Here is a 22,737-nt window from a genome sequence, read left to right as displayed (position 1 = left end):
ACAGAGCCCGATCTCACCGATGGGTTTGAGTTCTTCGTTGCTATTTGCGATGACGCGGCACCTCGATGCCTCGTCGTGCGAAAATGGCGCGGATCCCTTCCTCCTTCGATCCGTTGTCGATGCTCCTTGAACTCTCGATCAGACTTTCGATGAATCCGGCGTAGAAGCCACCCGCGTGACGTTCTTGCGGACCAACGGTCTGCCACGTCTTTGCCAGAACGCGGTCTGCATCTTCTTGCTTGAGGAGTTGACGAAGCTCCCAGAATGCGGCTCCCCAAACTTCGCTGCCGTCGTTCTCCACCGAAGCGAATTGGTCGAGCCGAATCTCGCTGAAGCGCCGATGATTCGAGAGGTCCTGAGGTGGGTACACGCTTTTTCCCGCCGCAGTGGCTTGGTCACCCATTTGGGAATGGTTCGCGAAGCTGCAGGGAAAATAGGTAGCGAGGCCGGATTCGATGGCTAAATATTCCGAGGGCTCTGTGCTCCTGACGCTGAGCGTCTGATGGGCGAGCTGGCGCAGCACGGATACTTTGTCGCTAGCGAACGCACTTGCGACGATGATCGAAGCGGTGTCCGCGCTCCAGCTTGCAACCATTCCCTTATAGTCTGTTCCGGGCATGATTTCCACGGAGATGGAACGCGTTCCGACCGGAAATCCAAGCCGTCCCATATAGGACTGAAACGACGTCAGCGAGCGTTCGAGCTCGGACTTCAGCTCCGGGGTGAGGGCCTTGGACGCCACGAAGTTGAAGGACGAAGGGAGTATCACCGTGCCGGATTTGAGATTGGCCATGGCCTTCTCGTTGAGCTTGGTCGGCGAGTTGTCGTTCAATAGGTCGACGGCCCATTCCCTGAGCTCGGGAGGCACTTTGGACTGGTCAGGATTCTGCAAGATCGTCAGCGCGAGCTGAACGTAGTCTCGGGATATGGTTTGACTCTGCAACTGCCTCTGAATGATCCAGCCTCCAACTGCCAGAACGATGGGGATCGCCGCAATCGACGCCAAGCGCGAAATGCGCTCGATGGCGTCCAGGGCGCTGCCCGGATTGGTGGGCAGAGGGGCAGTCCGACCTTCAGGATTTTCGATCATGCCGCACCGCCACTGGGGTTGCAGAAGTGTACGCGCTCGATACAGCGGCGGCTACCACGAGTTGCAAGGGAAGGGGGCGGAGAGCGGGATGGAAAACGGGTCATAGGACCGACTCCGTAGTCCGGATGGCAGGCGCGAAGCGCCGACCGACAGCTCAATCCGGGAACGCATTCGTCGAACGCTTGGAATCCCGGATTACGCTCGCGCTCCGTCCGGGCTACGAAGTCGAGCTAGATCTCCAGCTCCGTCCCGAACTCCACCACTTGCTTGGTGGGCACGCCGAAGAACGCGGCGGAGCGTTCGGCGTTGCGCTGGAGGAAGGCGAACAGGCCTTCGCGCCAGACCCACATGCCCGGAATGTCCTCGCTCGGGATGATGGTCTCGCGGCCGACATAATAGGTGATGTCGGAGAGGTCGATGCCCGGCAGCTTGCCCTGGCGGCAGACGAGCCCCAGTCCCTCGTAGATCGTCGGGTTCTGCATGAAGCCGTAATGCAGGATGACGCGGGTGATGCCGGGGATGATCTCGATCACCTCGGCACGGTCCTCGTCGGTGATGTGCGGAAGCTCCTCGATCAGCACGGTGACGAGAACGATGCGCTCGTGCAGCACGCGGTTGTGCTTGACGAACTGGGTCAGTGCCAGCGGCACGCCGCGCGGCGCGGACGCCAGGAATACGGCGGTCCCGGGCAGCCTCGCGCTGCACTTGTTGACCGCGGTCTCGATCAGGTCCTCCTCCGGCTGGCGCAGTTTTGCGCGTGCCGCTTCCACGAGCTTCACGCCGGCGCGCCAGGTCAGCATCAGGAAGGCGACGAAGCCGGCGAGCAGCAGCGGAAACCAGCCGCCCTCGAACAGCTTGATCGAATTGGCGGAGAAGAAGATCACGTCGATCACGAAGAAGAAGCCGTTCACGGCAACCACGAGCCACGGCGAATAGCCCCACTGGATCGCCACCAGCGCGGCGAGCAGCGTCGTGATCGCCATCAGCAGCGACACCGCGATGCCATAGGCGCCGGCGAGCGCGTCCGAGGTACCGAAGCTCAGCACCGCCCCTAACGTCGCGGCGGCGAGCAGCCAGTTCACCAGCGGCACGTAGATCTGGCCGATCGCATCGCTGGTGGTGTGGCGGATCTGCATGCGCGGCAGGAAGCCGAGCTGGATCGACTGCTGGGTCAGCGAGAACACGCCGGAGATGATCGCCTGCGAGGCGATCACGGTCGCGACCGCGGAGAAGGCGACCAGCGGGTAGTGCAGGGCGTCGGGGCAGAGCTGGAAGAACGGGTTGTCGATCATCGTGGGATCGGTGATCAGGAGCGCGGCCTGGCCGAAATAGTTCAGCACGAGGGCCGGCAGGCAGATCGCGAACCAGGCCAGCCGGATCGGCAGGCGGCCGAAATGTCCCATGTCGGCGTACATGGCTTCGCCGCCGGTCACCGCGAGGAAGGCGGCGCCGAGGATTCCGAACGAGATGTGGAAGTCCTGATGGATCAGGAAGTCGAAAGCATAGAGCGGGCTGAGGGCGGCCAGCACCGCCGGCGCCTGGACGATGCCGTGGATCCCGAGCGCGGCGAGCACGACGAACCAGGCCAGCATCACCGGGCCGAAGATGCGGCCGATGAAGCCGGCGCCTTGCTTCTGCATCATGAACAGGCCGACCAGGATGGCGATGGTGATGGGCACCACCGCCGGCGCCAGCGAGGGCGCGTCGACCTTGAGGCCTTCGATGGCGCTGAGCACCGAGATCGCCGGCGTGATCGCGCCGTCGCCGTAGAGCAGCGCCGCGCCGACGAGACCGACGACCAGCAGATGCGCGCGCCAGGTACCTGCTTGTGCGTTGCGGGCATGCAGCAGCGCCAGCAGCGCGACGATGCCGCCTTCGCCGCGATTGTCCGCGCGCAGGATCAGCAGCGCGTATTTTAGCGAGATGATCAGCAGCAGCGCCCAGAGGATCAGCGAGGCAACCCCGAGGACAGCGGCGTGACTGAGTGTGCTGCCATGGGCAGCCGCCTTGGCGGCTTCCTTCAGGGCGTAGAGGGGGCTGGTGCCGATATCGCCATAGACGACCCCGAGGGCGCCCATGGTCATCGCGATCGGTAGAGGATCTGGATGATGGCTGGAAGCGACTGCCGGCGTACTGGACAAGGTCGACCCCCCGATGGAATCGCGCCCGGCGGGCCATTCCGACGGGCGCGAACATCAGACAGTCTGCGACGGGACGTCGCAAATAGCCATGGGGATCTGGCGAGAGCTTCCTGACGCGAAGCTGACAGCCCCGACTACGGGGTGCGGTTTGCGGTCACGAGGCGCGCCTCGCGGATATTGGTCTTGGTGCCGGCCCGTCGGAGGCAAGACGCCTCGAAGTTCGGCCAGGCCTGCTGCGAGCAGTCCTTGCCGATGGCGCGGATGTCGAGCCGGTCGCTCTTGGCCAGCGGTTGCGGGACGCTCGCTTCGACGGTCGGAGCAAAGCCGGGAAGGACGGTGAGGGCAGCAGCGACGAACGCAGCGATCGCGATGGCCGAGATGGTCTTGATCATTGACGGTCCCCTGTGATGCGGCCGCTACGCCCGATGTGCGGCCCGTCATTCGTTGGGTGGATTACTAACCATGGCCAGTTTCCGGACGTCTTCGCGGACGCGGGAAATGGTTTCGTTCGCGGTCCGTTTTGTTTCGTGGCCGTCCCGAGGACGAAACAATTCGGAGAATTCCGACACGGTTTTGCGGGAAAACTGCCAGGGAACCTGCCCGGCTTGCCCGGCCGGGCCGGGCGCGGTAGGACGGGGCCATGCCGCGCATTGCCTTCTACCCAGGTTCCTTCGACCCCATCACCAACGGCCACCTCGACGTGGTCCGGCGCAGTGTGTCCCTGTGCGACCGGCTGGTGGTCGCGATCGGGGTGCACCCCGGCAAGAAACCGCTGTTCTCGACCGAGGAGCGGCTCCAGATGCTCCACGACGTCTGCGGGCCTGTTGCAGCTCAAGCCGGCTGCACGCTCGAGGTCGTGACCTACGACGATCTCGCCGTCACCTCCGCCCGCAAGTACGGCGCGACCATCATGATTCGGGGCCTGCGCGACGGCACCGACCTCGACTACGAGATGCAGCTCGCCGGGATGAACGGCACTATGGCGCCCGACGTGCAGACCGTCTTCCTGCCAGCCTCTCCGGTGGTCCGCCCGATTACCGGCACATTGGTGCGCCAGATCGCCGGCATGGGCGGGGACGTCTCGGCCTTCGTCCCGCCGCAGGTCGCGGCACAGCTCAAGGCAAAATTCGCCTGATACGGCGCACGTCCTCTCTCATCTGATCCGGAGTTGTCATGATCCGAATTCTCGCAGTTCTTGCCGCGATCCTGTTCGCGGTGCCGGCGGTGGCGCAGCAATTGCCGGCGGGCCTCGACAAGGCCAACGCCATCGTCATCGACACCACCAAGGGCCGCATCGTCATCAAGCTGCGGACCGACATCGCGCCCCAGCATGCCGAGCGCATCAAGCAGCTCGCACGCGAGGGCTATTACAACAACGTGCCGTTCCACCGCGTCATGGACGGCTTCATGGCGCAGACCGGCGACGGCGAGAAATTCAACGGCACCGGCGGCTCGAAATATCCGAACCTGAAGCAGGAATTTTCCAAGGTGCACTTTGCGCGCGGCATCGTCGGGATGGCCCGGCGCGGCGACAGCGTCGACAGCGCCAACTCGCAGTTCTTCATCATGTTCGCCGACGGCGGGAGCCTCGACAATCAGTACACGGTGATCGGCGAGGTGGTGCAGGGCATGGACGTCGTCGATAAGCTGAAGAAGGCACCGCCCGGCTCGTCCGGCGGCGCCGTCACCGATCCCGACAAGATGGTGAAGGTCCAGGTCGCCTCCGACATCAAATAGGATGAGACGATGGTGCGTCGTGGCGAGAGGCTCCTGCTGGCTGCCGCGGTGCTGCTGCTCGGCGTCTCCGGCGCGGCCGCCGCGGACGCAGAGGTCAACACCATCCAGGACATCTTCAAGCACCTGCGCACCTGCTGGAAGCCGCCGCCGGCCAGCAAGGCCCGCCCCCTCGACATCACCGTCGTCGTGAGCTTTAACCGGTCTGGAAACATTCTGGGCCATCCGAGGATTACCTATGAATCCGCGGAGGCCTCCGACAATGACCGGCTGCAATACCGGGTCGCGGTGATGGAGGCGTTGCAACGCTGCACGCCGATGCCATTTACCGATGCAATGGCCGGCGCCGCCGCGGGACGTCCATTCGCGATCCAGTTCCGCAATCGCAAGACTTCACCAGACAAGACTTCACCTCCAACGCAAGAGAGACGAGCATGAGCGTCACCGAAAACACCCTGATCCTCGAGACCACGCAGGGCCCCGTCACCATCGAGATGCGTCCCGACCTCGCGCCCGGCCATGTCGCGCGCATCAAGGAGCTGGTCCGCGAGGGCTTCTACGACGGCATCGTGTTCCACCGCGTGATCGAGGGATTCATGGCGCAGACCGGCTGCCCGCAGGGCACCGGCACCGGCGGCTCCGGCCAGAAGCTGAAGGCCGAGTTCAACAAGGAGCCGCATGTGCGCGGCACCACCTCGATGGCCCGCGCCGCGAGCCCCGATTCCGGCGACAGCCAGTTCTTCATCTGCTTCGACGACGCCCGCTTCCTCGACAACCAGTACACGGTGTGGGGCAAGGTCACCGAGGGCATGGAGAACGTCGACAAGATCAAGCGCGGCGAGCCGGTGCAGAACCCTGACAAGATCGTCAAGGCGCGGATGGCGGCGGACAAGGAATAACGCCTGCGGTCGTGCCCCGCTTCGGCGGGGCACGACAAGGTACCAAACGTGCGCACCGACCTCTTCGATTTCGATCTGCCCGCCGAGCGCATCGCATTGCGCCCGGCGAGCCCGCGCGACTCCGCCAAACTGCTGGTCGTGGACGGCGGGGCGCTGCGCGACCAGACCATCGCCGACCTGCCGCAATGGCTGAGGCCGGGCGACCAGCTCGTCGTCAACGACACCAAGGTGATCGCGGCGCAATTGAAGGGCCGCCGCATCGGCCGCGAGACCGAGCCGAAGATCGAGGCGACCTTGATCAGGCGGCTCGACGGCTCGCGCTGGCAGGCGCTGGTGAAGCCCGCCAAGAAGCTCACGGCCGGCGACCGCATCCGCTTCGGCAATGAAGGCAAGGTCTGCCTGCTCGGCCATCTCGACGCCGAGGTCGAGGCCAAGGGCGCCGAAGGCGAGGTGACACTGTCGTTCTCGTTCCACGGGCCTACGCTCGACCAGGCGATATCGGATCTCGGCAGCCCGCCACTGCCGCCCTACATCGCCTCCAAGCGCACGCCCGACGATCAGGACCTCGCCGACTATCAGACCATGTTCGCGGCGAATGAAGGGGCGGTCGCTGCTCCCACCGCGGGCCTGCATTTCACGCCCGCGCTGGAGCAGGCGTTGCGCGAGCGCGGCGTCAGTGTCAGTCGCGTCACGCTGCATGTCGGGGCAGGGACGTTCCTGCCGGTGAAGGTGGACGACACTGAAGGCCACAAGATGCATGCCGAGTGGGGCACGATCTCGGCCGAAACTGCAGAGCGGCTCAACACCGCGCGGAAGAACGGCGGCCGCATCATCGCGGTCGGCACCACGTCATTGCGGCTGCTCGAGAGCGCAGCCAGCGAGGACGGCAGCATTCAGCCGTTTGCGGCGGAGACCTCGATCTTCATCACGCCCGGCTATCGCTTCCGCGCCGTCGACGTGCTGATGACCAACTTCCACCTGCCGAAGTCGACGCTGTTCATGCTGGTGTCGGCGTTCTCAGGGCTGGAGACGATGAAGGCAGCGTACGCGCACGCGATTGCGGGCGGGTATCGGTTCTATTCGTACGGGGATGCGTGCCTGTTGTTTCGGGCGAACGGCTAGCGCCGGTGCCGTAGGGTGGGCAAAGGCGCAGAGCGCCTTGCGCACCATCTTTTCATGATCGAGACAGGTGGTGGGCACGCTTCGCTTTGCCCACCCTACGATACCGACCAGTACGACAGCGCTTACGCCATCACCCGCTGCGGCAACAGCTCGGCGATCTGCACCGCGTTCAGCGCGGCGCCCTTCAAGAGCTGATCCGCCGCCACGAACATCGAGATCGAATGCCCTGAGGGATCGCTGAGATCCTTCCGGATGCGGCCGACCAGGACGTCGTCCTGGCCCGAGGCGTCGATCGGCATCGGGAAGTAGTTCTTGGCGCGGTTGTCGACGACCTTCACGCCCGGCGCCTGCGCCATGATGGCGCGGACCTGGTCCTCGGTGATCGGCTTCTCGCATTCGAAGGTGATGGCCTCGCAATGCGCGCGCAGCACCGGCACGCGCACGCAGGTGACGCCGATCGCGATGGTCTCGTCCTCGAAGATCTTGCGGGTCTCGTTGATGACCTTGGTCTCTTCATCGTTGTAGCCGGTCTCAGGGTCGATCGCCGTGTTGTGGTTGAAGAGATTGAACGCGTAGGGGTGCGGCATCACCCTGGGCGTATAGACCTGCCCGTTGAGATTGGCGCGGGTGGATTCGACGAGTTCCTCCATCGCGGCGGCGCCGGCGCCGGAGGCCGCCTGGTAGGTCGAGATGATCACGCGCTTGATGCGGTTCTTCTGGTGGATCGGCCAGAGCGGCACCAGCGCGGTGATCGCGGCGCAGTTGGGGTTGGCGATGATGCCCTTGTGGTCGCGGATACGGTTCGCGTTGATCTCCGGGATCACCAGCGGCACGTTCGGATCCATGCGGAAGGCGGAGGAGTTGTCGACCACGACGGCGCCGGCCTTGACCGCGAGCGGCGCGAACTTCTTGGAGATGCTGCCGCCAGCGGAGAACAGGGCGATGTCGACGCCCTCGAAGGCGCGCTCGGTCAGCTCCTCGATGACGACGTCTTGCCCGCGGAACGACACCCTCTTGCCGGCCGAGCGGGCGCTGGCGAGCGCCTTGAGCTTGCCGACGCGAAAGCCGCGCTTGTCCATGGTGGCGATGAATTCGGCGCCCACCGCACCGGTGACGCCGACAATCGCGACGACGGGATCGTTACTCACTTTGTCCTCCATTGCGTTGAAATCCAGACAACAAAAAAGCCCCGGACCATCGAGGGCGGGGCTTCGGCAGAGCTGATGCGTTCTAGTCGACGACTACGCGCGCACGCCTCCCCGGGCCCCGAAGGCCGTGGTGGTTTTGGTCGTGCGTTTGGTGGTCGTGAACATGGCGGCGACTTATGCGGGAGAGTCTCGCGCCCGTCAATGGCTTTTCGGCTGGAATGTGGCGGCGGGCCGGGACCTATTTGGCCCGGGCGCCCGGCGGCTGGAGGATGACCTCCTTGAGGTCGTCGCCGCTGATGACGACGATCGCAAAATTCAGCCGGCCGCGTTCGCGCACCAGCCCGCCGCTGATCGCCTTGCCTGAGGCCGCGCGCTCGGCAACGCGCACGGCGTCCGCGAGGCGGTGCCTGATCGAACCGAGCGCCGCCAGATTGCTGCGGTCGTCGTGGTCGAGCTCGGCGAGGGGGAGGGCAGCTTCGCCGCCGACGAGCTCGCCGGTCGCGGCATTGATGGTGTGGCGCCAGATCCGGTCGTTGTGCAGCGTCTTCACCCGGTACACCGGCACACCGGAGCCTCCGTCGAAGCTCACATCCGCGGTGGTGGCGCCGGCATGGCGGGCTTCCGCAATCGCCATGGCCTGGCTGATCGAGATCGAAGAGCTGCGGAAGCGCTCGATCTCGCGGCTGACGGCCTGGCGGTCGGCCTCGGCATCACCATCTGTATCGTTGTGAAGGGCGGTCGGCGTGCCCGTGGTGACGATCGCCCGCGCCGGCGCCGCGAGGAGCAACGCAGACAGGCTGATCGCCAGCAACGGCAAGATCCATCGTTTGGTCGTCTTCATGCTCGAAACCTCCGGCCGGCACGTTGACCTGGTCATCCGAAAGAAAGTCGCGGCCGGCCTTGGGCATCGGCCGGCCGCGGAGCGTCGCGACGGGCTGTACCCGGCACGGCGATCTTAGCGGTACGGGCCACTTTGGGGCTGGTGAAAAAGCGGTCCGTATCGCTTATAACTAAACCATACCGTATCGTTTTATTTTGGTCAATGGCGCGGGCATGGCGTCCCTTGGGGAAAGGTCGCGATCTCACGGAATTGTCAGCGGGACGGGCGCCGCCGCGACGTGCCCTTTGCGGCGCTCTGGATGCGGTCCGCAGGTCCCAGCGCTCCAGCGAGGAACAGCTTGATCGCGACGCGCATCCGCTTTTCCGCGGCCTTCAGCTCCAGCGCCATTCCGAACGTGGCCATGCGGTGGGTGTGACCGACGACGACGTCGAGAAACACCTCGGCGGCGATCGTGGTGTCTTCGATGTCGAGCGCGCCTTGCGCCACCAGATGGTCGAAGAAGCGCGCCGTGGTGGCGACCGCCTTGAGCCAGCCTTCCTCCTTGCCGAGCTTGGCGACGTCAGGGAAGTTGATGGCCTGTGACGTCATCATGCGGCTGAAGGCGACGGCGTCCGGCCCGCAGGTGAAGCTCAGCATCTCCCGCCCGATCTCGACCAGCCGCTGCTCGACGGAGATATCCGAGGCGCTCGATATCTGCGTCTCTGCCGCCGCCGACAGCGGTGCAAGCCAGCGCGCGATCTCGCGCCTCAACACGGCCGCAAACAGGCCACGCTTGTCGCCATAGCGGGAATAGACGGTGGGTTTGCTCACGCGGGCCGCTTCCGCGACCGCATCGAGCGAGGTCGCGTCAAAGCCGCGATCCAGGAACAGGCGGGTGGCGACCTCGATCAGCCGCTGGTCGCGCTCGATCGCGGCTGACTTCGTCGGCCGGCCGCCGCGCGATTTCGGCACCTCGCGCCGTGGCGCGGCGGTTCTTGTCCTGGTCGCAGTCAATCCCATGCCCAATGATTCCTGCGCGTGTCCAATCGTGGTCATTCGCTCTATATCGCGCAGGAGCGGGGGCGTCATCGCGAATCTGGCCGAATTGGCCGTATCGTCAACGGTTTCCGCAGGGCGTCGTTCCGTCACGAGGGATCACGGAAGCGTCGAGGTCCAGGCCTGGCCGGAGGCGGCCTTCTCATATCCGTACTGGTACAGCGCCCGCATATAGGCGGTGTCGAACCCTTCCGAGGGCGGCGCCGGATAATCACGCGCGATGTAGGACAGATGAAAGCCGAGACGGTTGCGTTTGGCGAAGTCGTAGGTCGAGAAGATGATCGAGCGCGTCTGCGACTGCGTGATCGCCGACAGGCTGCGCGAGGCGACGTCGATGGTGCTGTTGGAGACGAGCTCGAAATTGCGTTCGATCTTCTTGTTGACGAGGATGTAGATGTTCAACCGCGCGTTGCCCGGCAAGCGGTCCTGCGTGAGCAGGGCTTCCGGCAGCGTCAGCACCGGCGCCGTCACGCCGCCGTCGACATGCATCTCCTGAAATTTGCGGCCCTGGCCTTCGGCGTCGATCATGATCGGCGGAAACACCAGCGGAATGCTGGCGGAGGCCGCCATGACGTCGCGAAACAGCTTGAGCGCCTCGGGCGTGCCGACCGCGGCGATCTTGCCCATGTCCCAGATCGCGGTGCGCTGGGTGTCGAGATCGGTCGTGACCACCAGCAGCTTCCGTCCCCTGGCCTTCTCGCGCGCGACCTGTGCCATGAGCTCCGGCCCGACATAGCGGGCGACGAGCTCGCGCAGCCGCGTGTTGCCGAACAGGCCGGATCCGAACAGCACGCGCATGATGCTGGGATCGTTCAGCAGGCTCTCCGCGATGCCGCTGGTGTAGACCTCCCTGAGCGTGTCGTCATATTGCGAGCCGAGGAATGCAAAGGGCGCGATCAGCCCACCGGTGCTCACGCCTGAGACAACCGAGAAGGTGGGACGGGTGCGTGCCGCGGTCCAGCCGTTGAGCACGCCGACGCCGTAAGCGCCGTCGGCGCCGCCGCCGGAGAGCGCCAGGTAGGACTTCGTTGCGGTGCTGGTGTCCTTCTCGAAGCTGAATTTCGTGACGGGCTCGTCGGCGTAGCGGCGCAGGCCGTCGATATCGAGCACGCGCGATGTGCTGGCTTCAGCCGCCGTATAGGGCGTGCGGGGCAGGGAGGTGCAGGCGCCGAGCGCAAGGCTGCACGTCAGGACGAGGGATCCGATCAGGCGGGCGCCTGTCTGCCTGATCCACCCACGCGAGGGGCCGGACATTTCGGTCGAACATGAAGCGGGGGGCATCGTCGGTGGCTGGCGATCACGCATCTACCGCCGCCGGCAAATTCGCCAGCGGCATTTCATCCAGCCCCCACGTCGAAACTATACTGTATCGTTTTATTTTGCAAGATGCGGTGGCATCACGTCCGCGTCAAATATGTCCCAGTCTGAGGCATCGCATGGCCTGAGCGGGTTGATCGTCCCTGTCCGACACGCAATAAGCACCGCATGAATCTACCCAATCATTTCGAATTGCTCGCCACCGATGGCACCGCGCGCACCGGCCGCCTGACCACGCCGCACGGCGTGGTGCGCACGCCGGCCTTCATGCCGGTCGGAACCGCCGGCGCCATGAAGGGCATGCACTGGCGCGAGGTGCGCGACGCCGGCGCGGACATCGTGCTCGGCAACACCTATCATCTGATGCTGCGGCCCGGCGCCGAGCGGATCGCGGCGCTCGGCGGCTTGCAGCGGTTCACCGGCTGGAACGGGCCGATGCTGACGGATTCCGGCGGCTTCCAGGTGATGTCGCTGTCGGACCTGCGCAAGGTCAGCGAGCAGGCCGTGACCTTCCGTTCGCATATCGACGGCGCCAAGGTCGAGCTGTCGCCGGAGCGCTCGATCGAGGTGCAGCGTTTCCTTGGATCCGACATCGCGATGCAGATGGACGAATGCGTGCGGCTGCCGGCCGAGCGCGATGACATCGACCGTGCGATGCGCCTGTCGCTGCGCTGGGCGGAGCGCAGCAAGCGCGCCTTCGAAAGCGCGCCGGACGGCTACATGCTGTTCGGCATCGTGCAGGGCGGCGACATCCCGCAGCTTCGTCATGCGAGCGCCGAAGGGCTCGTCGAGATCGGCTTCCACGGCTACGCCATCGGCGGCCTTGCCGTCGGCGAGCCGCAGGCGGTGATGCTGGCGATGATCGACGAGACCGCGCCGGCGCTGCCGACCGACCGGCCGCGCTACCTGATGGGCGTCGGCACGCCCGACGACATTCTGGAGGCGGTGAAGCGCGGTATCGACATGTTCGATTGCGTGATGCCGACGCGCAATGGCCGGCATGGCGTCGCCTTTACCCGGTTCGGCCAGGTCAATTTGCGCAACGCCCGCCACGCCGACGATCCGCGTCCGCTGGATGAAGCGAGCTCCTGGCCATCGGCGCGCAATTACGCGCGCGCCTACCTGCACCATCTCGTCAAGGCCGGCGAGACGCTGGGGGCGATGCTGCTGTCTGAAATCAATATCGCTTACTACCAGTGCCTGATGCAGGGCATCAGGGACGCGATCGCACAGGGAAAGTTCGAAGAGTTCTATCAGCGTACGCGAGAAGACTGGGCGAGGGGCGACATTGCCCCACGCTAGGGCAACTATGCTAGTTGCACACGATCCGCTGCTTGACGGCGTGCTTGGTCACGAAGCCGTAGCCGCAGGTGTCGCAAGTCCAGAGATAGCTGATCATGTGGTCGGACACATACGCAGACGCTTCGGCTGCGACCATGGAGTCGGCGCAGACGGGACAGGTGGGCAACTCGCTACAGCGCGGATCGCGGTGGTGCGCAACGGTCGACAGCACTTCAGCAACTGCTGACATCGTGGTGACCTCCTGCTTCGAGACCTAAGTCTAACATAGGCAGAATCAGTTGACGAGATCGCAACACAAATGCGTTGGTTTTCTGATAATTAAAGCTCACGCGGTTTTGCGATGCAGCGTATTTAACATGTGCTGCATTGTCGCTTGCGTGTCGTCGCAGGCTGTCTGTAACTGCGCAAGAGCTGCGACAGAAGCCTAATAATCGCCACAGGGAGTTCATCATGGACGCATCGTCCGAGAAGGCCGCAAAGACGGGTGCAGCGCACCAACCCGGCCGCGGCCGGATCTACTCTTCGATCGTCGAGGCTTTTGGCGACACGCCGATCGTGCGGCTGCAACGGCTGCCGGGCATGCAGGGCGTGAACGCGACGATTTTGGCAAAACTTGAATATTTCAATCCCGCCGCAAGCGTGAAGGATCGCATCGGCGCGGCCATGATCATCGCGATGGAGAAGGCCGGCATCGTCAAGCCCGACACCGTGCTGATCGAGCCGACCTCCGGCAATACCGGCATCGCGCTCGCCTTTGTTGCCGCCTCGCGCGGCTACCGGCTCAAGCTGGTGATGCCGGAATCGATGTCGATCGAGCGGCGCAAGATGCTGGCCTTTCTCGGCGCCGAGCTGGTGCTGACGCCCGCCGCGCAAGGCATGAAGGGCGCGATCGCGACCGCCGAGGAGCTGTTGAAGACGACGCCGAACTCGGTGATGCCGCAGCAATTCAAGAACCTCGCCAATCCCGAGGTGCATCGCCGCACCACCGCGGAGGAGATCTGGAACGACACCGGCGGCGCCATCGATTTCTTCGTCGCCGGCGTCGGCACCGGTGGCACCATCACGGGCGTCGGCCAGGTGCTCAAGCCGCGCAAGCCCTCGCTGCGGGTGATCGCGGTCGAGCCGGAGGAGAGTCCTGTCCTCTCGGGCGGCCAGCACACGCCGCACAAGATCCAGGGCATCGGCGCCGGCTTCGTGCCAGACATTCTCGACCGTTCCGTGATCGACGAGATCGTGAAGATCAACTCGACGACGGCGATCGAGACCTCCCGCGCACTGGCGCGGCACGAGGGCATTCCCGGCGGCATCTCCTCAGGCGCGGCGATCGCGGCGGCGCTCGAGATCGGCAAGCGGCCGGAAGCTGCGGGAAAAACCATTCTGGCTATAGTGCCGTCCTTCTCCGAGCGGTATCTTTCGACGGCGCTGTTTGAGGGAATCTAGGACATGGCGGATCAACCGAGACGGCCGCGCACGCTGGGCGATGCGAGGTCAGAGGCCGAGGCGGCGTTCAAGAAGGTGACGGCCAAGGTCGCCGTGGCGCCGCCGAAGCCGAACGTGGCGCCGGGGATCAAGGAGCAGGTCAGCTTGCGCATCGACCAGGACGTGCTGGAATTCTTCCAGTCGGGCGGTCCGGGCTGGCAAGACCGCATCAACGAGGCGCTGCGCAAGGCGGCGGGGAAGTAAGCTCCATTCGTCATCGCTGCGAGGACGACCAACGAAAAAGCCCGGCGCGAGCCGGGCTTTTGTATTTGGTATCTGGTCGGACCTCAGCGGCGGAACATGCCGCCCATCATGCCGCCGACGACACCGCCGACGAAGGCTGCGCCGGCATCGTTGCCGCCGCTGTTGCGGTGCTGAGCCGGTGCGCTCTGGGCCTGGGCGGGGGCAGCACGCCGGGCCGGCTTCTGGCTCTCATCGCTCGCGGTCGCCGGGGCGGCCGCCACGATCTCGGAGAGCAGGGCCTTGTGCTGGAGCTTGTTGAGGTACCCGGTCGACGGATAACCGCGGGCGGCCTGCCAGCGCTTCAGCACCGAGCGGGTCTCGTCACTGAACGCACCGGTCACCTTGGTGTCGAAGCCGAGGCCGGTCAGGCGGCGCTGCACGTCGCGGCGCTGGCCCTTGTCGAGGCCGATCTGGTCCTCGGTGAGCTGGCTGGCATCGTCGGTGAAGGTCGCGGGATCGATGCCGGAGTTGAGGTTACGGGTCGTCGTCGACGGACCGCTCTTGATCGCAGCGAGCCGCGCCAGCGCCAGCGCCTTGAACTGGCCGTTCGGATAGGCCGAGAGATAGGCGTTGAGCTCTTCCGGCTTGTTCGACTCCTTGACCGAGCGCCAGTACTCGAGCTCGACACCATCATTGCTGCCGCTCGCCGCCGGCACCGTGCCGGCCGCGGTCGGCGCCGCATTGGCGACTTGGGTCGTCGGCGCCTGGTTGAGATAGACCGCGCCGATCAGGTTGGTGTGGCCCCAGGGCAGCTGGCCCTTGTGGGTCTCTTCGTTGACCTGGGCGCGCACCGACGTCATCGCCTGCTGGATCTCGACGCCGGGCTTGGTGATGTTGTCGATCAGCGCGCGGGTGAAGGGGCTGTTGTTGCCCTCCTGGCCGTCGAGCGCGGTCTGGCCTGGGCCGGTCGCGAACGCGATCAGCGTGCCTTCACCGGACTTCATCTCGGCGAGGCCGCTCTGCACGTTGACGCTACGGGTTGCCGAGTTCGACTTGATCTTGGCGGCGAACGGATTGTCGCGGCAGGCATCGAGGAACACGAGCTTGACCTTGGCATCGCCCATGGTCTGCTCGAGCGTCAGATCGATGTTGATGGCGGCTCCTAACTTGACGTCCATCTCCGACTTGATGTCGGCGTCGACGGGCAGGAGATAATTGCTGCCGCTGACCGCGATGCCGTGGCCGGCGTAATAGAACACGGCGACATCGGAGCCCTGCGCCTTGCGGCCGAAGTCCAGCAGCTTCTCGGTCATCTGGTCGCGGGTGAGATTGGATCCTTCGATCACCTCGAAACCGACATTGCGCAAGGTCGCTGCCATCGCCTTGGCGTCGATCGGCGGGTTCGGCAATTGTGCGACGTTCTTGTAGGAGCCGTTGCCGACGACGAAAGCAACACGGCGGTCGGCCTTCGCGGCGCTGATCGACAATACCATGCACATCAGCGAAGCGAGGAGGGTGAGAGTGCGCATCTGAATTCCCCAACAGAATCGAAATTGCAGGCAGCAACGAATTGGCAACGTACTTACACGAAGTGCCCGACCTCGCGCCACCAAAACGGCCGTACGTCGCATTCAACCCGCTACTGTGTGGCCGAATGTGCACGATGGAATGCCCCTCCAACGTGATCCAAATCACACGACCACTTGGTTTTGTCGCGCGAGGCGGCGCGAGGTTCACGGCGCGCGGGCGGGAACCTGCGGTGCCGGCTTCAAATTCAGGAGATTGCCGCACAGGATCAGCGCTGCGCCGAGCACGGTCCAGGCGTCGAGCCGCTCGGAATACAACAGCCAGCCGGCGGTCGCGGTGAGGGGAACCCGCAGGAAGTCCATGGGAACCACGATCGTTGCGTCAGCATAGCGCATCGCGCTGGCGAGGCAGTAATGCGCGAACGTGCCGCAGACGGAGATGACCATCACCCAGCCCCAGACGTGGCCGGGCGGCCAGGCCCAGACGTAGAGCGACGGCAGGGCGCCCGCGACCGACTGCACCACCAGCATCCAGAACAGCACCGCGAGCGCGCTCTCGGTGCGGGTCAGCGATTTGACCAGCACCATCGAGACGCCGAAGCCGATCGCCGCGCCGAGTGCGATCAACTGGCCCTGATTGATCTCGCCGGTCGAAGGCCGCACGATGGCGACGACCCCGATGAGCCCGAGCACGATCGCCGCGATCTTCCACGGTGTCATGCGCTCGGACAGAAAGCTCGCGGCGAGGATCGCGGTCCATATCGGCATGGTGAACTCGATCGCGACCACCTGGCCGATCGGGATCAGCGTCAGCGCAAAGAACCAGCCGAGCTGCGACACATAGTGGATCAAATTGCGCGCGATGTGCTGCGGCAGCCGCCTGGTCTCGAGCTTCGCGAAGCCGCCGGCGCGCCGGATCATCGGATAGAGCAGGCAGAGACCAATCAGCGAACGCACCTCCATCACCTGGAATACGTTCATCTCGCGCACGGCTTCGCGTCCCGCGACGGCCATGACGAGCGTCAGCGACAGCCAGCCGGCCATCCACAGTGCGGCCATCGTTTTGGACGGTGTCGTGCTCATCGGGCGTGAGAGCAAAATCCTGAGGGAGCGCCGGTATCGGCGACATCGACGCCGTTTGCAACGGCCAAATCTGCGGATGCAGCGATGCCGGGCGACGTGCTAAGGCTTCAGCCAACAACGACAAAAAGGGAGAGCTCCGCTCATGCAGATCCTGCAGCCGGCCGAATGGAAAAAACCGCGCGGCTTCTCTCATGGCGTGGTGGTGGAAGGGCCGGGCCGCTGGGTGGTGCTGGCCGGACAGACCGGCGGCGACGAGGCCGGCAATTACGCGCCCGACATGGCGGCGCAGGTCGGGACCGCCTTGAAGCGGATCATCAAGCTGCTGGCCGAGGCCGGCGCCGGCCCCGAGCACATCGTCCGCCTGACCTGGTACCTGACCAGCCGCAGTGAATATGAGGCGGCCGGGGCCGGCATCGGCGCAGCCTGGAAGGAGACGCTGGGACGCAACTTCCCGCCCTCGACGCTGCTCTATATCGGCGGTCTCGTGGACGAGCGGGCCAAGGTCGAGATCGAGGTGACCGCGTTCGTCCCGGGCTCATAAAAAACCCGGCGAAATCGCCGGGTCCATTATCGTGTCACCGTGCTGTCGTCTTATTTCGACAGCTGGATGCTGGCGCCGCGGAACTGGCTGTCCGCGCGCATCGTGACGTTCTGCTTGTTGCCGGACGTCTTCAGCGAGATGTTGGCATTGAAGCCGGCAGTCGAGGCGATCAGCTCGTAGCTTCCGCCGGCGCCGCGGCCCTGGAGCGAGCCGGAGATGTTGCGGCTGGCCTCGGACCAGCTTCCGGCGATGGCGCTGCCCTCAGCCTTGACGCTGGCGCCGAGGTTGAACTTGTAGGCGTCGCTGGCGCAGGTCAGCGACATCTCCATGGTCGGTCCGATCGGGGCATATTTGGCCCGGCAGCGGATCCGCTCGGTCGAGCCGTCGTCCAGTGTAACGGTGCCGGTACCGCTCCAGCTTCCCGCCAGCGGCGCGAACGGGCCCGACTGGGCCTTGCTGTCAGAGTTGGCGATCCCCGCCGCAAACAAAACGGCGGCCGCAATCAGCAGCCGCCGGTTCCGGGCGCGAGCCTCGACTGGTTTACTGGCGCGATGCTTCCCACCGCCCGCTGCATGGTATGCCTGCAGATGCTCCATTCCACTTCCCCGATCCGGCGTTGCCGTTGAGTTGACCGTTGGCATATGCACCATTGATCGAAACTTTCACAAGACCCCCGCTACCGATGGTGCCGGAAACGTTAGCGCCGGGCGCGGTGATCTTGCCGTCGGCGACGGTCAGCATGGAGCTTGCGGTCGGCTCGCAGGAGCCGGTCTTCGTGACAATTGTAACCTGCCAATTGCCGTCATAGGGGGTCTGGGCGAAAGCGGGGGCGGCGAGGGTGACAATTGAAGCGGCACAGAACGCCACGATGCGACCAAAACGCATGAATTCCGTCCTTGAACTTGTCTGATATGCTGACGCTTATTCGGACGAAATGTGACGGAAATTTGTTGCAATGCCAAATCGAAAATTGTTCCTGTGGAAACAATGGTTTATTTGCGTTTCCCGCTTCAATTTTCCAAGCAGAATCAATGCGGCGTCCCGTTAATCGTTAACGTCAGGACAGACTCGGTGCCGAGGTCGCGAATTGCTCGTCCTGAACCCTGGACGGCAGCGCCTTGTGGACCTTGGCGTAGTCGATCACGTCGGCCAGCAGCTTGAGCCCGAGCGGGGCGAGTGCGCGCTCCCACAGCTCGCGGGCGGTCTCGCCCTTCTTGACGAAGCACCAGTCCTGGGCGGCGATGGCGCCGGCGTCCATGCGATCGGCGAGATGATAGATCGTGCCGCCGGCGATCGGATCGCATTCCTTGATGGTCCATTCCACAGCGGCTTTGCCACGATGGCGCGGCAGCAGCGAGGGGTGATAGCCGATCCCGCCGAGCTTGGCGGCGGCGAGCGCGTCCTTGCCGATCCGGGCGTGGCTGTGGGCGGTGATGATCAAATCGGTGTCGGGGGCGATCTCGGAGGCCACCACCAGCTTCGGATTGGCCTGGACCACCACCTCGATGCCGGCCGCGTTCGCGGTCGCTGCGAGGCGATCCTCGGCATCGGCCACCACGACCCGTACGATCGTGACGCTGTGCTCCCGGAGCATGTTCAGGGTGGTCACGCCGAAATGGCGGGAGCCGACGAGGGTAATGCGCATGGGTGTCCGATCCGTCTCGCAACTGCGTCGTCTTCCCGATAACACGTCGGTGAGCCCTGTCACCACCCGCGCAGCGTTTGGGCCGGTTATCAACAATGCGCCGGGGCGGGACGGCTGAACTGCGCGATTGCGCAGGCCGCCGTCCGGGTGCTTCCATGCGTGCGTTGCACCGTATCAGGAGCGAGCAGATGCGCAGCGCGTGGTTTTTCCTTCTCGCGACATGGATCGCGACAGCGCCAGCCCAGGCCGGCGGGCCATACCCCGCGGTGCCGCCCGAGATCGGGGTGGCACCCTTCATCGGTCCGACCTGGGATGCCTATCGTTGCGCCGAAGGACCGGTCTATAATTTCTACCACGGTGCCTATTACGGCGAGGAGCCGCCGGCGCTCTATCGCGGCTACGCCTACAGGCCGTATTACCGCTACAGCGCGTACCGCAGGCTGCCGCGCAAATATCTCTGCGTCACGGATTAGCGTTGCCGCGCGGCCACGGTCGGCGGCAAATGATGTATCCGTCGGTTCCTGTGTGTCGTTTTTAACGGAAGGAATCCGGTGTGTGCCGTTAGAAGGTGCGCACCGGGGCTGGCCAAATTTCATTCCGGATCCGTTTTCGAACCCGGCTTTGGCCGCTGGCGTGATCGCCAGCGGCTTTTTCATGCCGCGCATCACAAAATCACCTGATGGTAATACGTTCTCAACCAGCCTGTCGTATCGACGAAGCCGTCGCGGATTTGTATTGCGTACCGCGACACCAAGAATGTCCCGCCGGTGCGGGTGCGCCGCGCGGGCTTTTTTGCCGGGACCAATGTCATGCCGAGCGCAATTGAGCAGATCGTGGACGCCTATGTGCGGCTGAAGAACCGCCGCGGCCTCGACCAGCTGATGATGCACAGACAGCGGCTCGCGGTCGACCTGAAGAGCAGGTCCGGTTACGATTTCAGCCTGCCGATCGGCAAAATCGACGAGGAGATCGCGATCATCGAGGCGGGTCTCAGCCGGCTGAAGGCCGACTCCGCGGATTCCGGTAAGACACGTCCGATCTGACGCGCAAGCATGATCCGGAAAAGTGCGCAGCGGTTTTCCGAAAAGATCATGCTCAAACAACAACCTAAAGCGCGATAATCTCATCGCGCTTTAGTCGCGCCGGCCGCCGTCGATCACGGTGAACAGCGGCCGCGCCTGGGTCGGCTCCACCAGCAATTCGTCTACGAGCGCAGTGGCTGCATCGACATATTTGCGCGTCGGCTTGTCGAGCTCGCGTTTGGCCTCGTCGTCGAGCGCGACCTTTGCGGCCTCGACCAGCTTGCGCATCCGCGCCGCGTGGTCGTCGCCCGCCGTCAGCGTCGCGCGGGCCAGCGAGCGCAGCACGAACAGCTCGCCCTCGAGGCGGAGCAGACGGTCGTTGAGCCTGGTGAGGACGGCGTTGAGGTCGGCCATTGCTGCTGTTCGTCGCGGAGGATCCATCCTGATCTAGCGGCGATCGGTGAACGGAATCCAAACGCCATTGATGCAATTGGGTTGATCTCCGTCACGCCGCAGTTCTGGCGAGATAATCCCGCGCAAATGCAAGGTACCAGTCGAGGCAGGCCGGATTGGCCATCGCCTCCCTGTTGATGACCTTCTCGACCTCGTGGCCGAGCAGCAGCTTCTTGATCGGCAGCTCCTGCTTCTTGCCGGAGAGCGTGCGCGGGATCTCGGCGACGGCAAAGATCTCGTTGGGCAGGAAGCGGCGGGAGAGACCGGCTTCGATCGCCTTGTTGATCTTCGCCTGCATCGCGCCGTCGAGGGTAACGCCCTCGCGCAGCACCACGAACAGCGGCATGTAGCTGTCGCGGCCGAGATATTCGAGGTCGACGACGAGGCTATCGAGCACCTCCGGCAAGGCCTCGATCGCGGAATAGAGCTCGCTGGTGCCCATGCGCAGGCCGTGGCGGTTGATGGTGGCATCGCTGCGGCCGTAGATGATGCAGGAGCCGTCCGGATTGACCTTGAGCCAGTCGCCGTGCCGCCACACCGGCCCGCGGCCGCTGCCGTCGAAATTGTCCGGATAGGTCTCGAAATAGCTGGCGCGATAGCGTGCACCGTCCTTGTCGTTCCAGAAGTAGAGCGGCATCGACGGCATCGGCTCGGTGCAGACCAGTTCGCCCACCTCGTCGATCACGGCATGGCCCTGTTCGTCGAAGGCTTCCACGGCGGCTCCCAGCGAGCGGCATTGCATCGCGCCCGGCGTCTGCGGCAATTCTCTGTTACCCCCGATGAAGGCCCCGGCGAAATCGGTGCCGCCGGAGATGTTCGCCCACCAGATGTCGGCCTGCGCCGTGCTGCCGTTGATTTTCGACAGGCGTGCGAAGCGGTCATTGAACCAGGCTTGCGTGTCGGCGCTGAGCGGCGAGCCGGTGGAGCCAAGGCAGCGCAGGCGCGAGAGATCGCCGGCGGCTCGAAGATCGATCTCGGCCTTGGCGCAATTGGCGAAGAACGCCGCGCCCGCGCCGAAGAAGGTTGATTTCGACTGCGCCACGAAGCGCCACAGCGTGGTCCAGTCCGGCTTGTCCCTGGCGCCGCCGGGACTGCCGTCGAAGATGCAGCAGGTGGTGCCGCTGAGCAGGCCGCCGACCTGGCTATTCCACATGATCCAGCCGGTCGATGAGTACCAGTGATAGCGCTCGCCGAACGAATTCTCATGATAGGAGCAGCCGAGATCGTTGTGCAGGCCGAGCAGGGCCAGCACCACGATGACGATGCCGCCATGGCCGTGCACGATCGGTTTCGGCAGGCCGGTGGTGCCGCTGGAATAGACGATCCAGAGCGGATGATCGAACGGCAGCCACATCGGCTCGAACGCGTCGATCGCAGCGCCCGTCCTTGCGACGATGTCGGCGAGCCGGGCGTCCGGTACTGCGAGCGCGGCCTCGCTGTGCAGGATGACATGCTCGACCGTCGGCAGCGATCGCCGCAGCTCCGCGACGACGTCCTTGCGATCGTGCTTGCGGCCGGCATAGGTGACGGCGTCGCAGGCGATCAGCACTTTTGGCTCGATCTGCTTGAAGCGGTCGATCACAGCGGGCGCGGCCATGTCGGGCGCGCACACGCTCCAGACCGCGCCGATGCTGGCGGCCGCCAGGAATGCGATGATGGTCTCGGGAATGTTGGGCAGGTAGGCCGCGACGCGGTCGCCGGGCTTGATGCCGTTGTCCTTCAGATGCAGCGCGAGCGCGGCCGCCTTGCGCTGCAGCTCCGGCCAGCTCGTCTCGCTGAGCTTGCCGTCCTCGCCGCAACTGATGATCGCGGGCAGCCCGGCGGCATGCGCCGCGTCGACATGCCGAAACACCTGCCGTGCGTAGTTCACCTGCGCGCCGGGAAACCACACCGCGCCGGGCATCTTGCGCTCGGTGATCACGGCCTCAAACGCCGTCGGCGATTGCAGATCGTAATAGTCCCAGATGCTGCGCCAGAATGCATCGAGATCGCGCACCGACCATTGCCGCATCTCCTCGTAATTCGAGAAGGACAGGCCGCGCTGCTCGGCAAGCCAGTTGCGGTACAGGGCGATCTGGGGAACGAAAGGAGCGGTCATTGCGTATCGGCTTCAGTTGCGGGGGAGGGAGAGTTTAGCTGGTGTCGCAACGTAGCAGAAGCCGCAGCTCGCGCAGGC

The 22,737-nt window shown here is 64.6% G+C and carries 26 protein-coding genes; 11 read left to right on the top strand and 15 right to left on the bottom strand.

Translation table 11 applies throughout. From position 1 onward, the window contains the following. Nucleotides 1–40: 40 nt before the first annotated feature. The 3 genes from I3J27_RS19890 to I3J27_RS19880 form a co-directional block, all read right to left on the bottom strand. Entirely contained in the window at nucleotides 41–1,090 is a 1,050-nt protein-coding gene (locus I3J27_RS19890; protein WP_270160135.1) for a hypothetical protein, read from the bottom strand. 230 nt (nucleotides 1,091–1,320) lie between these two features. Beyond that, a complete protein-coding gene (locus tag I3J27_RS19885; RefSeq protein WP_270160134.1) occupies nucleotides 1,321–3,174 on the bottom strand; it encodes a potassium transporter Kup in 1,854 nt (617 codons plus the stop codon). Nucleotides 3,175–3,365: 191 nt separating this feature from the next. Continuing rightward, nucleotides 3,366–3,623: a hypothetical protein gene (locus I3J27_RS19880; RefSeq protein WP_270160133.1), complete on the bottom strand. Its 258-nt coding sequence runs from the start codon at nucleotides 3,621–3,623 to the stop codon at nucleotides 3,366–3,368. A gap of 248 nt (nucleotides 3,624–3,871) precedes the next feature. Between I3J27_RS19880 and coaD the strand changes: the two genes are divergently transcribed. From coaD to queA, 5 genes are read left to right on the top strand one after another with little or no spacing between them, the layout of a single operon-like run. Continuing rightward, nucleotides 3,872–4,366: a pantetheine-phosphate adenylyltransferase gene (gene coaD / locus I3J27_RS19875; RefSeq protein WP_270160131.1), complete on the top strand. Its 495-nt coding sequence runs from the start codon at nucleotides 3,872–3,874 to the stop codon at nucleotides 4,364–4,366. Nucleotides 4,367–4,404: 38 nt separating this feature from the next. Then, nucleotides 4,405–4,968, top strand: coding sequence for a peptidylprolyl isomerase (locus I3J27_RS19870; RefSeq protein WP_270160129.1), 564 nt, complete (start codon nucleotides 4,405–4,407; stop codon nucleotides 4,966–4,968). A 9-nt stretch (nucleotides 4,969–4,977) separates the two neighbouring features. Further along, a complete protein-coding gene (locus I3J27_RS19865) occupies nucleotides 4,978–5,403 on the top strand; it encodes a UCP034077 family protein (protein ID WP_270160128.1) in 426 nt (141 codons plus the stop codon). Continuing rightward, nucleotides 5,400–5,864, top strand: coding sequence for a peptidylprolyl isomerase (locus tag I3J27_RS19860; RefSeq protein ID WP_270160127.1), 465 nt, complete (start codon nucleotides 5,400–5,402; stop codon nucleotides 5,862–5,864). Before I3J27_RS19865 ends, I3J27_RS19860 begins: the two co-directional genes overlap by 4 nt. Before the next feature lie 48 nt (nucleotides 5,865–5,912). Further along, entirely contained in the window at nucleotides 5,913–6,986 is a 1,074-nt protein-coding gene (gene queA, locus I3J27_RS19855; RefSeq protein WP_270160126.1) for a tRNA preQ1(34) S-adenosylmethionine ribosyltransferase-isomerase QueA, read from the top strand. A gap of 122 nt (nucleotides 6,987–7,108) precedes the next feature. On the opposite strand, the gene I3J27_RS19850 is transcribed toward queA, so the two are convergent. From I3J27_RS19850 to I3J27_RS19835, 4 genes are all read right to left on the bottom strand, one after another. Then, entirely contained in the window at nucleotides 7,109–8,146 is a 1,038-nt protein-coding gene (locus I3J27_RS19850) for an aspartate-semialdehyde dehydrogenase (RefSeq protein ID WP_270160125.1), read from the bottom strand. A gap of 226 nt (nucleotides 8,147–8,372) precedes the next feature. Continuing rightward, a complete protein-coding gene (locus I3J27_RS19845) occupies nucleotides 8,373–8,975 on the bottom strand; it encodes a PepSY domain-containing protein (protein ID WP_270160124.1) in 603 nt (200 codons plus the stop codon). A 252-nt stretch (nucleotides 8,976–9,227) separates the two neighbouring features. Beyond that, a complete protein-coding gene (locus I3J27_RS19840) occupies nucleotides 9,228–9,974 on the bottom strand; it encodes a TetR/AcrR family transcriptional regulator (protein WP_270160123.1) in 747 nt (248 codons plus the stop codon). Nucleotides 9,975–10,109: 135 nt separating this feature from the next. Then, the gene (locus I3J27_RS19835) at nucleotides 10,110–11,264 is read right to left on the bottom strand and encodes a patatin-like phospholipase family protein (RefSeq protein WP_270160122.1); all 1,155 of its coding nucleotides are present in this window, start codon (nucleotides 11,262–11,264) and stop codon (nucleotides 10,110–10,112) included. A gap of 231 nt (nucleotides 11,265–11,495) precedes the next feature. On the opposite strand from I3J27_RS19835, the gene tgt reads away from it, so the two are divergent. Then, nucleotides 11,496–12,629, top strand: coding sequence for a tRNA guanosine(34) transglycosylase Tgt (gene tgt / locus I3J27_RS19830; RefSeq protein WP_270160121.1), 1,134 nt, complete (start codon nucleotides 11,496–11,498; stop codon nucleotides 12,627–12,629). Nucleotides 12,630–12,639: 10 nt separating this feature from the next. On the opposite strand, the gene I3J27_RS19825 is transcribed toward tgt, so the two are convergent. Beyond that, nucleotides 12,640–12,858 (bottom strand): hypothetical protein, encoded by a 219-nt coding sequence (locus tag I3J27_RS19825; RefSeq protein WP_270160120.1) that lies wholly within the window; start codon nucleotides 12,856–12,858, stop codon nucleotides 12,640–12,642. 221 nt (nucleotides 12,859–13,079) lie between these two features. Here I3J27_RS19825 and cysK point away from each other — a divergent pair, with 221 nt between their 5' ends. Next, nucleotides 13,080–14,069 carry a cysteine synthase A gene (cysK, locus tag I3J27_RS19820; protein ID WP_270160119.1) on the top strand — a complete coding sequence of 330 codons (990 nt, stop codon included), beginning with the start codon at nucleotides 13,080–13,082 and terminating at the stop codon, nucleotides 14,067–14,069. A 3-nt stretch (nucleotides 14,070–14,072) separates the two neighbouring features. After that, nucleotides 14,073–14,312 carry a BrnA antitoxin family protein gene (locus I3J27_RS19815; protein WP_270160118.1) on the top strand — a complete coding sequence of 80 codons (240 nt, stop codon included), beginning with the start codon at nucleotides 14,073–14,075 and terminating at the stop codon, nucleotides 14,310–14,312. An 83-nt stretch (nucleotides 14,313–14,395) separates the two neighbouring features. Here I3J27_RS19815 and I3J27_RS19810 read toward each other — a convergent pair whose 3' ends face one another. Both I3J27_RS19810 and I3J27_RS19805 read right to left on the bottom strand, forming a co-directional pair. Further along, nucleotides 14,396–15,820, bottom strand: coding sequence for a caspase family protein (locus I3J27_RS19810; RefSeq protein WP_270160117.1), 1,425 nt, complete (start codon nucleotides 15,818–15,820; stop codon nucleotides 14,396–14,398). A gap of 204 nt (nucleotides 15,821–16,024) precedes the next feature. Beyond that, the gene (locus I3J27_RS19805; RefSeq protein WP_270160116.1) at nucleotides 16,025–16,900 is read right to left on the bottom strand and encodes a DMT family transporter; all 876 of its coding nucleotides are present in this window, start codon (nucleotides 16,898–16,900) and stop codon (nucleotides 16,025–16,027) included. A gap of 142 nt (nucleotides 16,901–17,042) precedes the next feature. Between I3J27_RS19805 and I3J27_RS19800 the strand changes: the two genes are divergently transcribed. After that, complete coding sequence (locus tag I3J27_RS19800) at nucleotides 17,043–17,441, top strand: RidA family protein (protein WP_270160115.1); 399 nt, start codon at nucleotides 17,043–17,045, stop codon at nucleotides 17,439–17,441. Nucleotides 17,442–17,491: 50 nt separating this feature from the next. Here the strand turns inward: I3J27_RS19800 and I3J27_RS19795 are convergent, their stop codons facing one another. The 3 genes from I3J27_RS19795 to I3J27_RS19785 all read right to left on the bottom strand — a co-directional run bounded on the left by I3J27_RS19795 (nucleotide 17,492) and on the right by I3J27_RS19785 (nucleotide 19,086). Beyond that, complete coding sequence (locus tag I3J27_RS19795) at nucleotides 17,492–18,037, bottom strand: hypothetical protein (protein WP_270160114.1); 546 nt, start codon at nucleotides 18,035–18,037, stop codon at nucleotides 17,492–17,494. After that, complete coding sequence (locus I3J27_RS19790) at nucleotides 17,982–18,326, bottom strand: hypothetical protein (protein ID WP_270160113.1); 345 nt, start codon at nucleotides 18,324–18,326, stop codon at nucleotides 17,982–17,984. Before I3J27_RS19790 ends, I3J27_RS19795 begins: the two co-directional genes overlap by 56 nt. A 172-nt stretch (nucleotides 18,327–18,498) precedes the next feature. Then, on the bottom strand, nucleotides 18,499–19,086 hold the full coding sequence (locus tag I3J27_RS19785) for a formyltransferase family protein (RefSeq protein ID WP_270160112.1): 588 nt from the start codon (nucleotides 19,084–19,086) through the stop codon (nucleotides 18,499–18,501). 155 nt (nucleotides 19,087–19,241) lie between these two features. On the opposite strand from I3J27_RS19785, the gene I3J27_RS19780 reads away from it, so the two are divergent. Both I3J27_RS19780 and I3J27_RS19775 read left to right on the top strand, forming a co-directional pair. Next, a complete protein-coding gene (locus tag I3J27_RS19780) occupies nucleotides 19,242–19,559 on the top strand; it encodes a hypothetical protein (RefSeq protein ID WP_270160111.1) in 318 nt (105 codons plus the stop codon). 336 nt (nucleotides 19,560–19,895) lie between these two features. After that, a complete protein-coding gene (locus I3J27_RS19775) occupies nucleotides 19,896–20,129 on the top strand; it encodes a hypothetical protein (RefSeq protein ID WP_270160109.1) in 234 nt (77 codons plus the stop codon). A gap of 90 nt (nucleotides 20,130–20,219) precedes the next feature. Here I3J27_RS19775 and I3J27_RS19770 read toward each other — a convergent pair whose 3' ends face one another. Together I3J27_RS19770 and I3J27_RS19765 are read right to left on the bottom strand one after the other, a co-directional pair. Beyond that, entirely contained in the window at nucleotides 20,220–20,522 is a 303-nt protein-coding gene (locus tag I3J27_RS19770) for a hypothetical protein (RefSeq protein WP_270160108.1), read from the bottom strand. A 91-nt stretch (nucleotides 20,523–20,613) separates the two neighbouring features. Continuing rightward, nucleotides 20,614–22,659, bottom strand: coding sequence for an acetoacetate--CoA ligase (locus I3J27_RS19765; RefSeq protein WP_270160107.1), 2,046 nt, complete (start codon nucleotides 22,657–22,659; stop codon nucleotides 20,614–20,616). Nucleotides 22,660–22,737 lie beyond the last annotated feature (78 nt).

Origin of the sequence: Bradyrhizobium xenonodulans (genome assembly GCF_027594865.1) — a bacterium.
Taxonomy (GTDB): Bacteria; Pseudomonadota; Alphaproteobacteria; order Rhizobiales; family Xanthobacteraceae; genus Bradyrhizobium; species Bradyrhizobium xenonodulans.
Note: the sequence above shows the minus strand (reverse complement) of the source record. Positions and strands in the feature narration are given on the sequence as shown.

Coding starts and splice junctions, on each gene's coding strand:
- I3J27_RS19890 (WP_270160135.1), bottom strand. CDS start 1,090: ATGATCGAAAATCCTGAAGGTCGGACTGCCCCTCTGCCCACCAATCCG.
- I3J27_RS19885 (WP_270160134.1), bottom strand. CDS start 3,174: ATGACCATGGGCGCCCTCGGGGTCGTCTATGGCGATATCGGCACCAGC.
- I3J27_RS19880 (WP_270160133.1), bottom strand. CDS start 3,623: ATGATCAAGACCATCTCGGCCATCGCGATCGCTGCGTTCGTCGCTGCT.
- coaD (WP_270160131.1), top strand. CDS start 3,872: ATGCCGCGCATTGCCTTCTACCCAGGTTCCTTCGACCCCATCACCAAC.
- I3J27_RS19870 (WP_270160129.1), top strand. CDS start 4,405: ATGATCCGAATTCTCGCAGTTCTTGCCGCGATCCTGTTCGCGGTGCCG.
- I3J27_RS19865 (WP_270160128.1), top strand. CDS start 4,978: ATGGTGCGTCGTGGCGAGAGGCTCCTGCTGGCTGCCGCGGTGCTGCTG.
- I3J27_RS19860 (WP_270160127.1), top strand. CDS start 5,400: ATGAGCGTCACCGAAAACACCCTGATCCTCGAGACCACGCAGGGCCCC.
- I3J27_RS19850 (WP_270160125.1), bottom strand. CDS start 8,146: ATGGAGGACAAAGTGAGTAACGATCCCGTCGTCGCGATTGTCGGCGTC.
- I3J27_RS19845 (WP_270160124.1), bottom strand. CDS start 8,975: ATGAAGACGACCAAACGATGGATCTTGCCGTTGCTGGCGATCAGCCTG.
- I3J27_RS19840 (WP_270160123.1), bottom strand. CDS start 9,974: ATGGGATTGACTGCGACCAGGACAAGAACCGCCGCGCCACGGCGCGAG.
- I3J27_RS19835 (WP_270160122.1), bottom strand. CDS start 11,264: ATGTCCGGCCCCTCGCGTGGGTGGATCAGGCAGACAGGCGCCCGCCTG.
- tgt (WP_270160121.1), top strand. CDS start 11,496: ATGAATCTACCCAATCATTTCGAATTGCTCGCCACCGATGGCACCGCG.
- I3J27_RS19825 (WP_270160120.1), bottom strand. CDS start 12,858: ATGTCAGCAGTTGCTGAAGTGCTGTCGACCGTTGCGCACCACCGCGAT.
- cysK (WP_270160119.1), top strand. CDS start 13,080: ATGGACGCATCGTCCGAGAAGGCCGCAAAGACGGGTGCAGCGCACCAA.
- I3J27_RS19815 (WP_270160118.1), top strand. CDS start 14,073: ATGGCGGATCAACCGAGACGGCCGCGCACGCTGGGCGATGCGAGGTCA.
- I3J27_RS19810 (WP_270160117.1), bottom strand. CDS start 15,820: ATGCGCACTCTCACCCTCCTCGCTTCGCTGATGTGCATGGTATTGTCG.
- I3J27_RS19805 (WP_270160116.1), bottom strand. CDS start 16,900: ATGAGCACGACACCGTCCAAAACGATGGCCGCACTGTGGATGGCCGGC.
- I3J27_RS19800 (WP_270160115.1), top strand. CDS start 17,043: ATGCAGATCCTGCAGCCGGCCGAATGGAAAAAACCGCGCGGCTTCTCT.
- I3J27_RS19795 (WP_270160114.1), bottom strand. CDS start 18,037: ATGGAGCATCTGCAGGCATACCATGCAGCGGGCGGTGGGAAGCATCGC.
- I3J27_RS19790 (WP_270160113.1), bottom strand. CDS start 18,326: ATGCGTTTTGGTCGCATCGTGGCGTTCTGTGCCGCTTCAATTGTCACC.
- I3J27_RS19785 (WP_270160112.1), bottom strand. CDS start 19,086: ATGCGCATTACCCTCGTCGGCTCCCGCCATTTCGGCGTGACCACCCTG.
- I3J27_RS19780 (WP_270160111.1), top strand. CDS start 19,242: ATGCGTGCGTTGCACCGTATCAGGAGCGAGCAGATGCGCAGCGCGTGG.
- I3J27_RS19775 (WP_270160109.1), top strand. CDS start 19,896: ATGCCGAGCGCAATTGAGCAGATCGTGGACGCCTATGTGCGGCTGAAG.
- I3J27_RS19770 (WP_270160108.1), bottom strand. CDS start 20,522: ATGGCCGACCTCAACGCCGTCCTCACCAGGCTCAACGACCGTCTGCTC.
- I3J27_RS19765 (WP_270160107.1), bottom strand. CDS start 22,659: ATGACCGCTCCTTTCGTTCCCCAGATCGCCCTGTACCGCAACTGGCTT.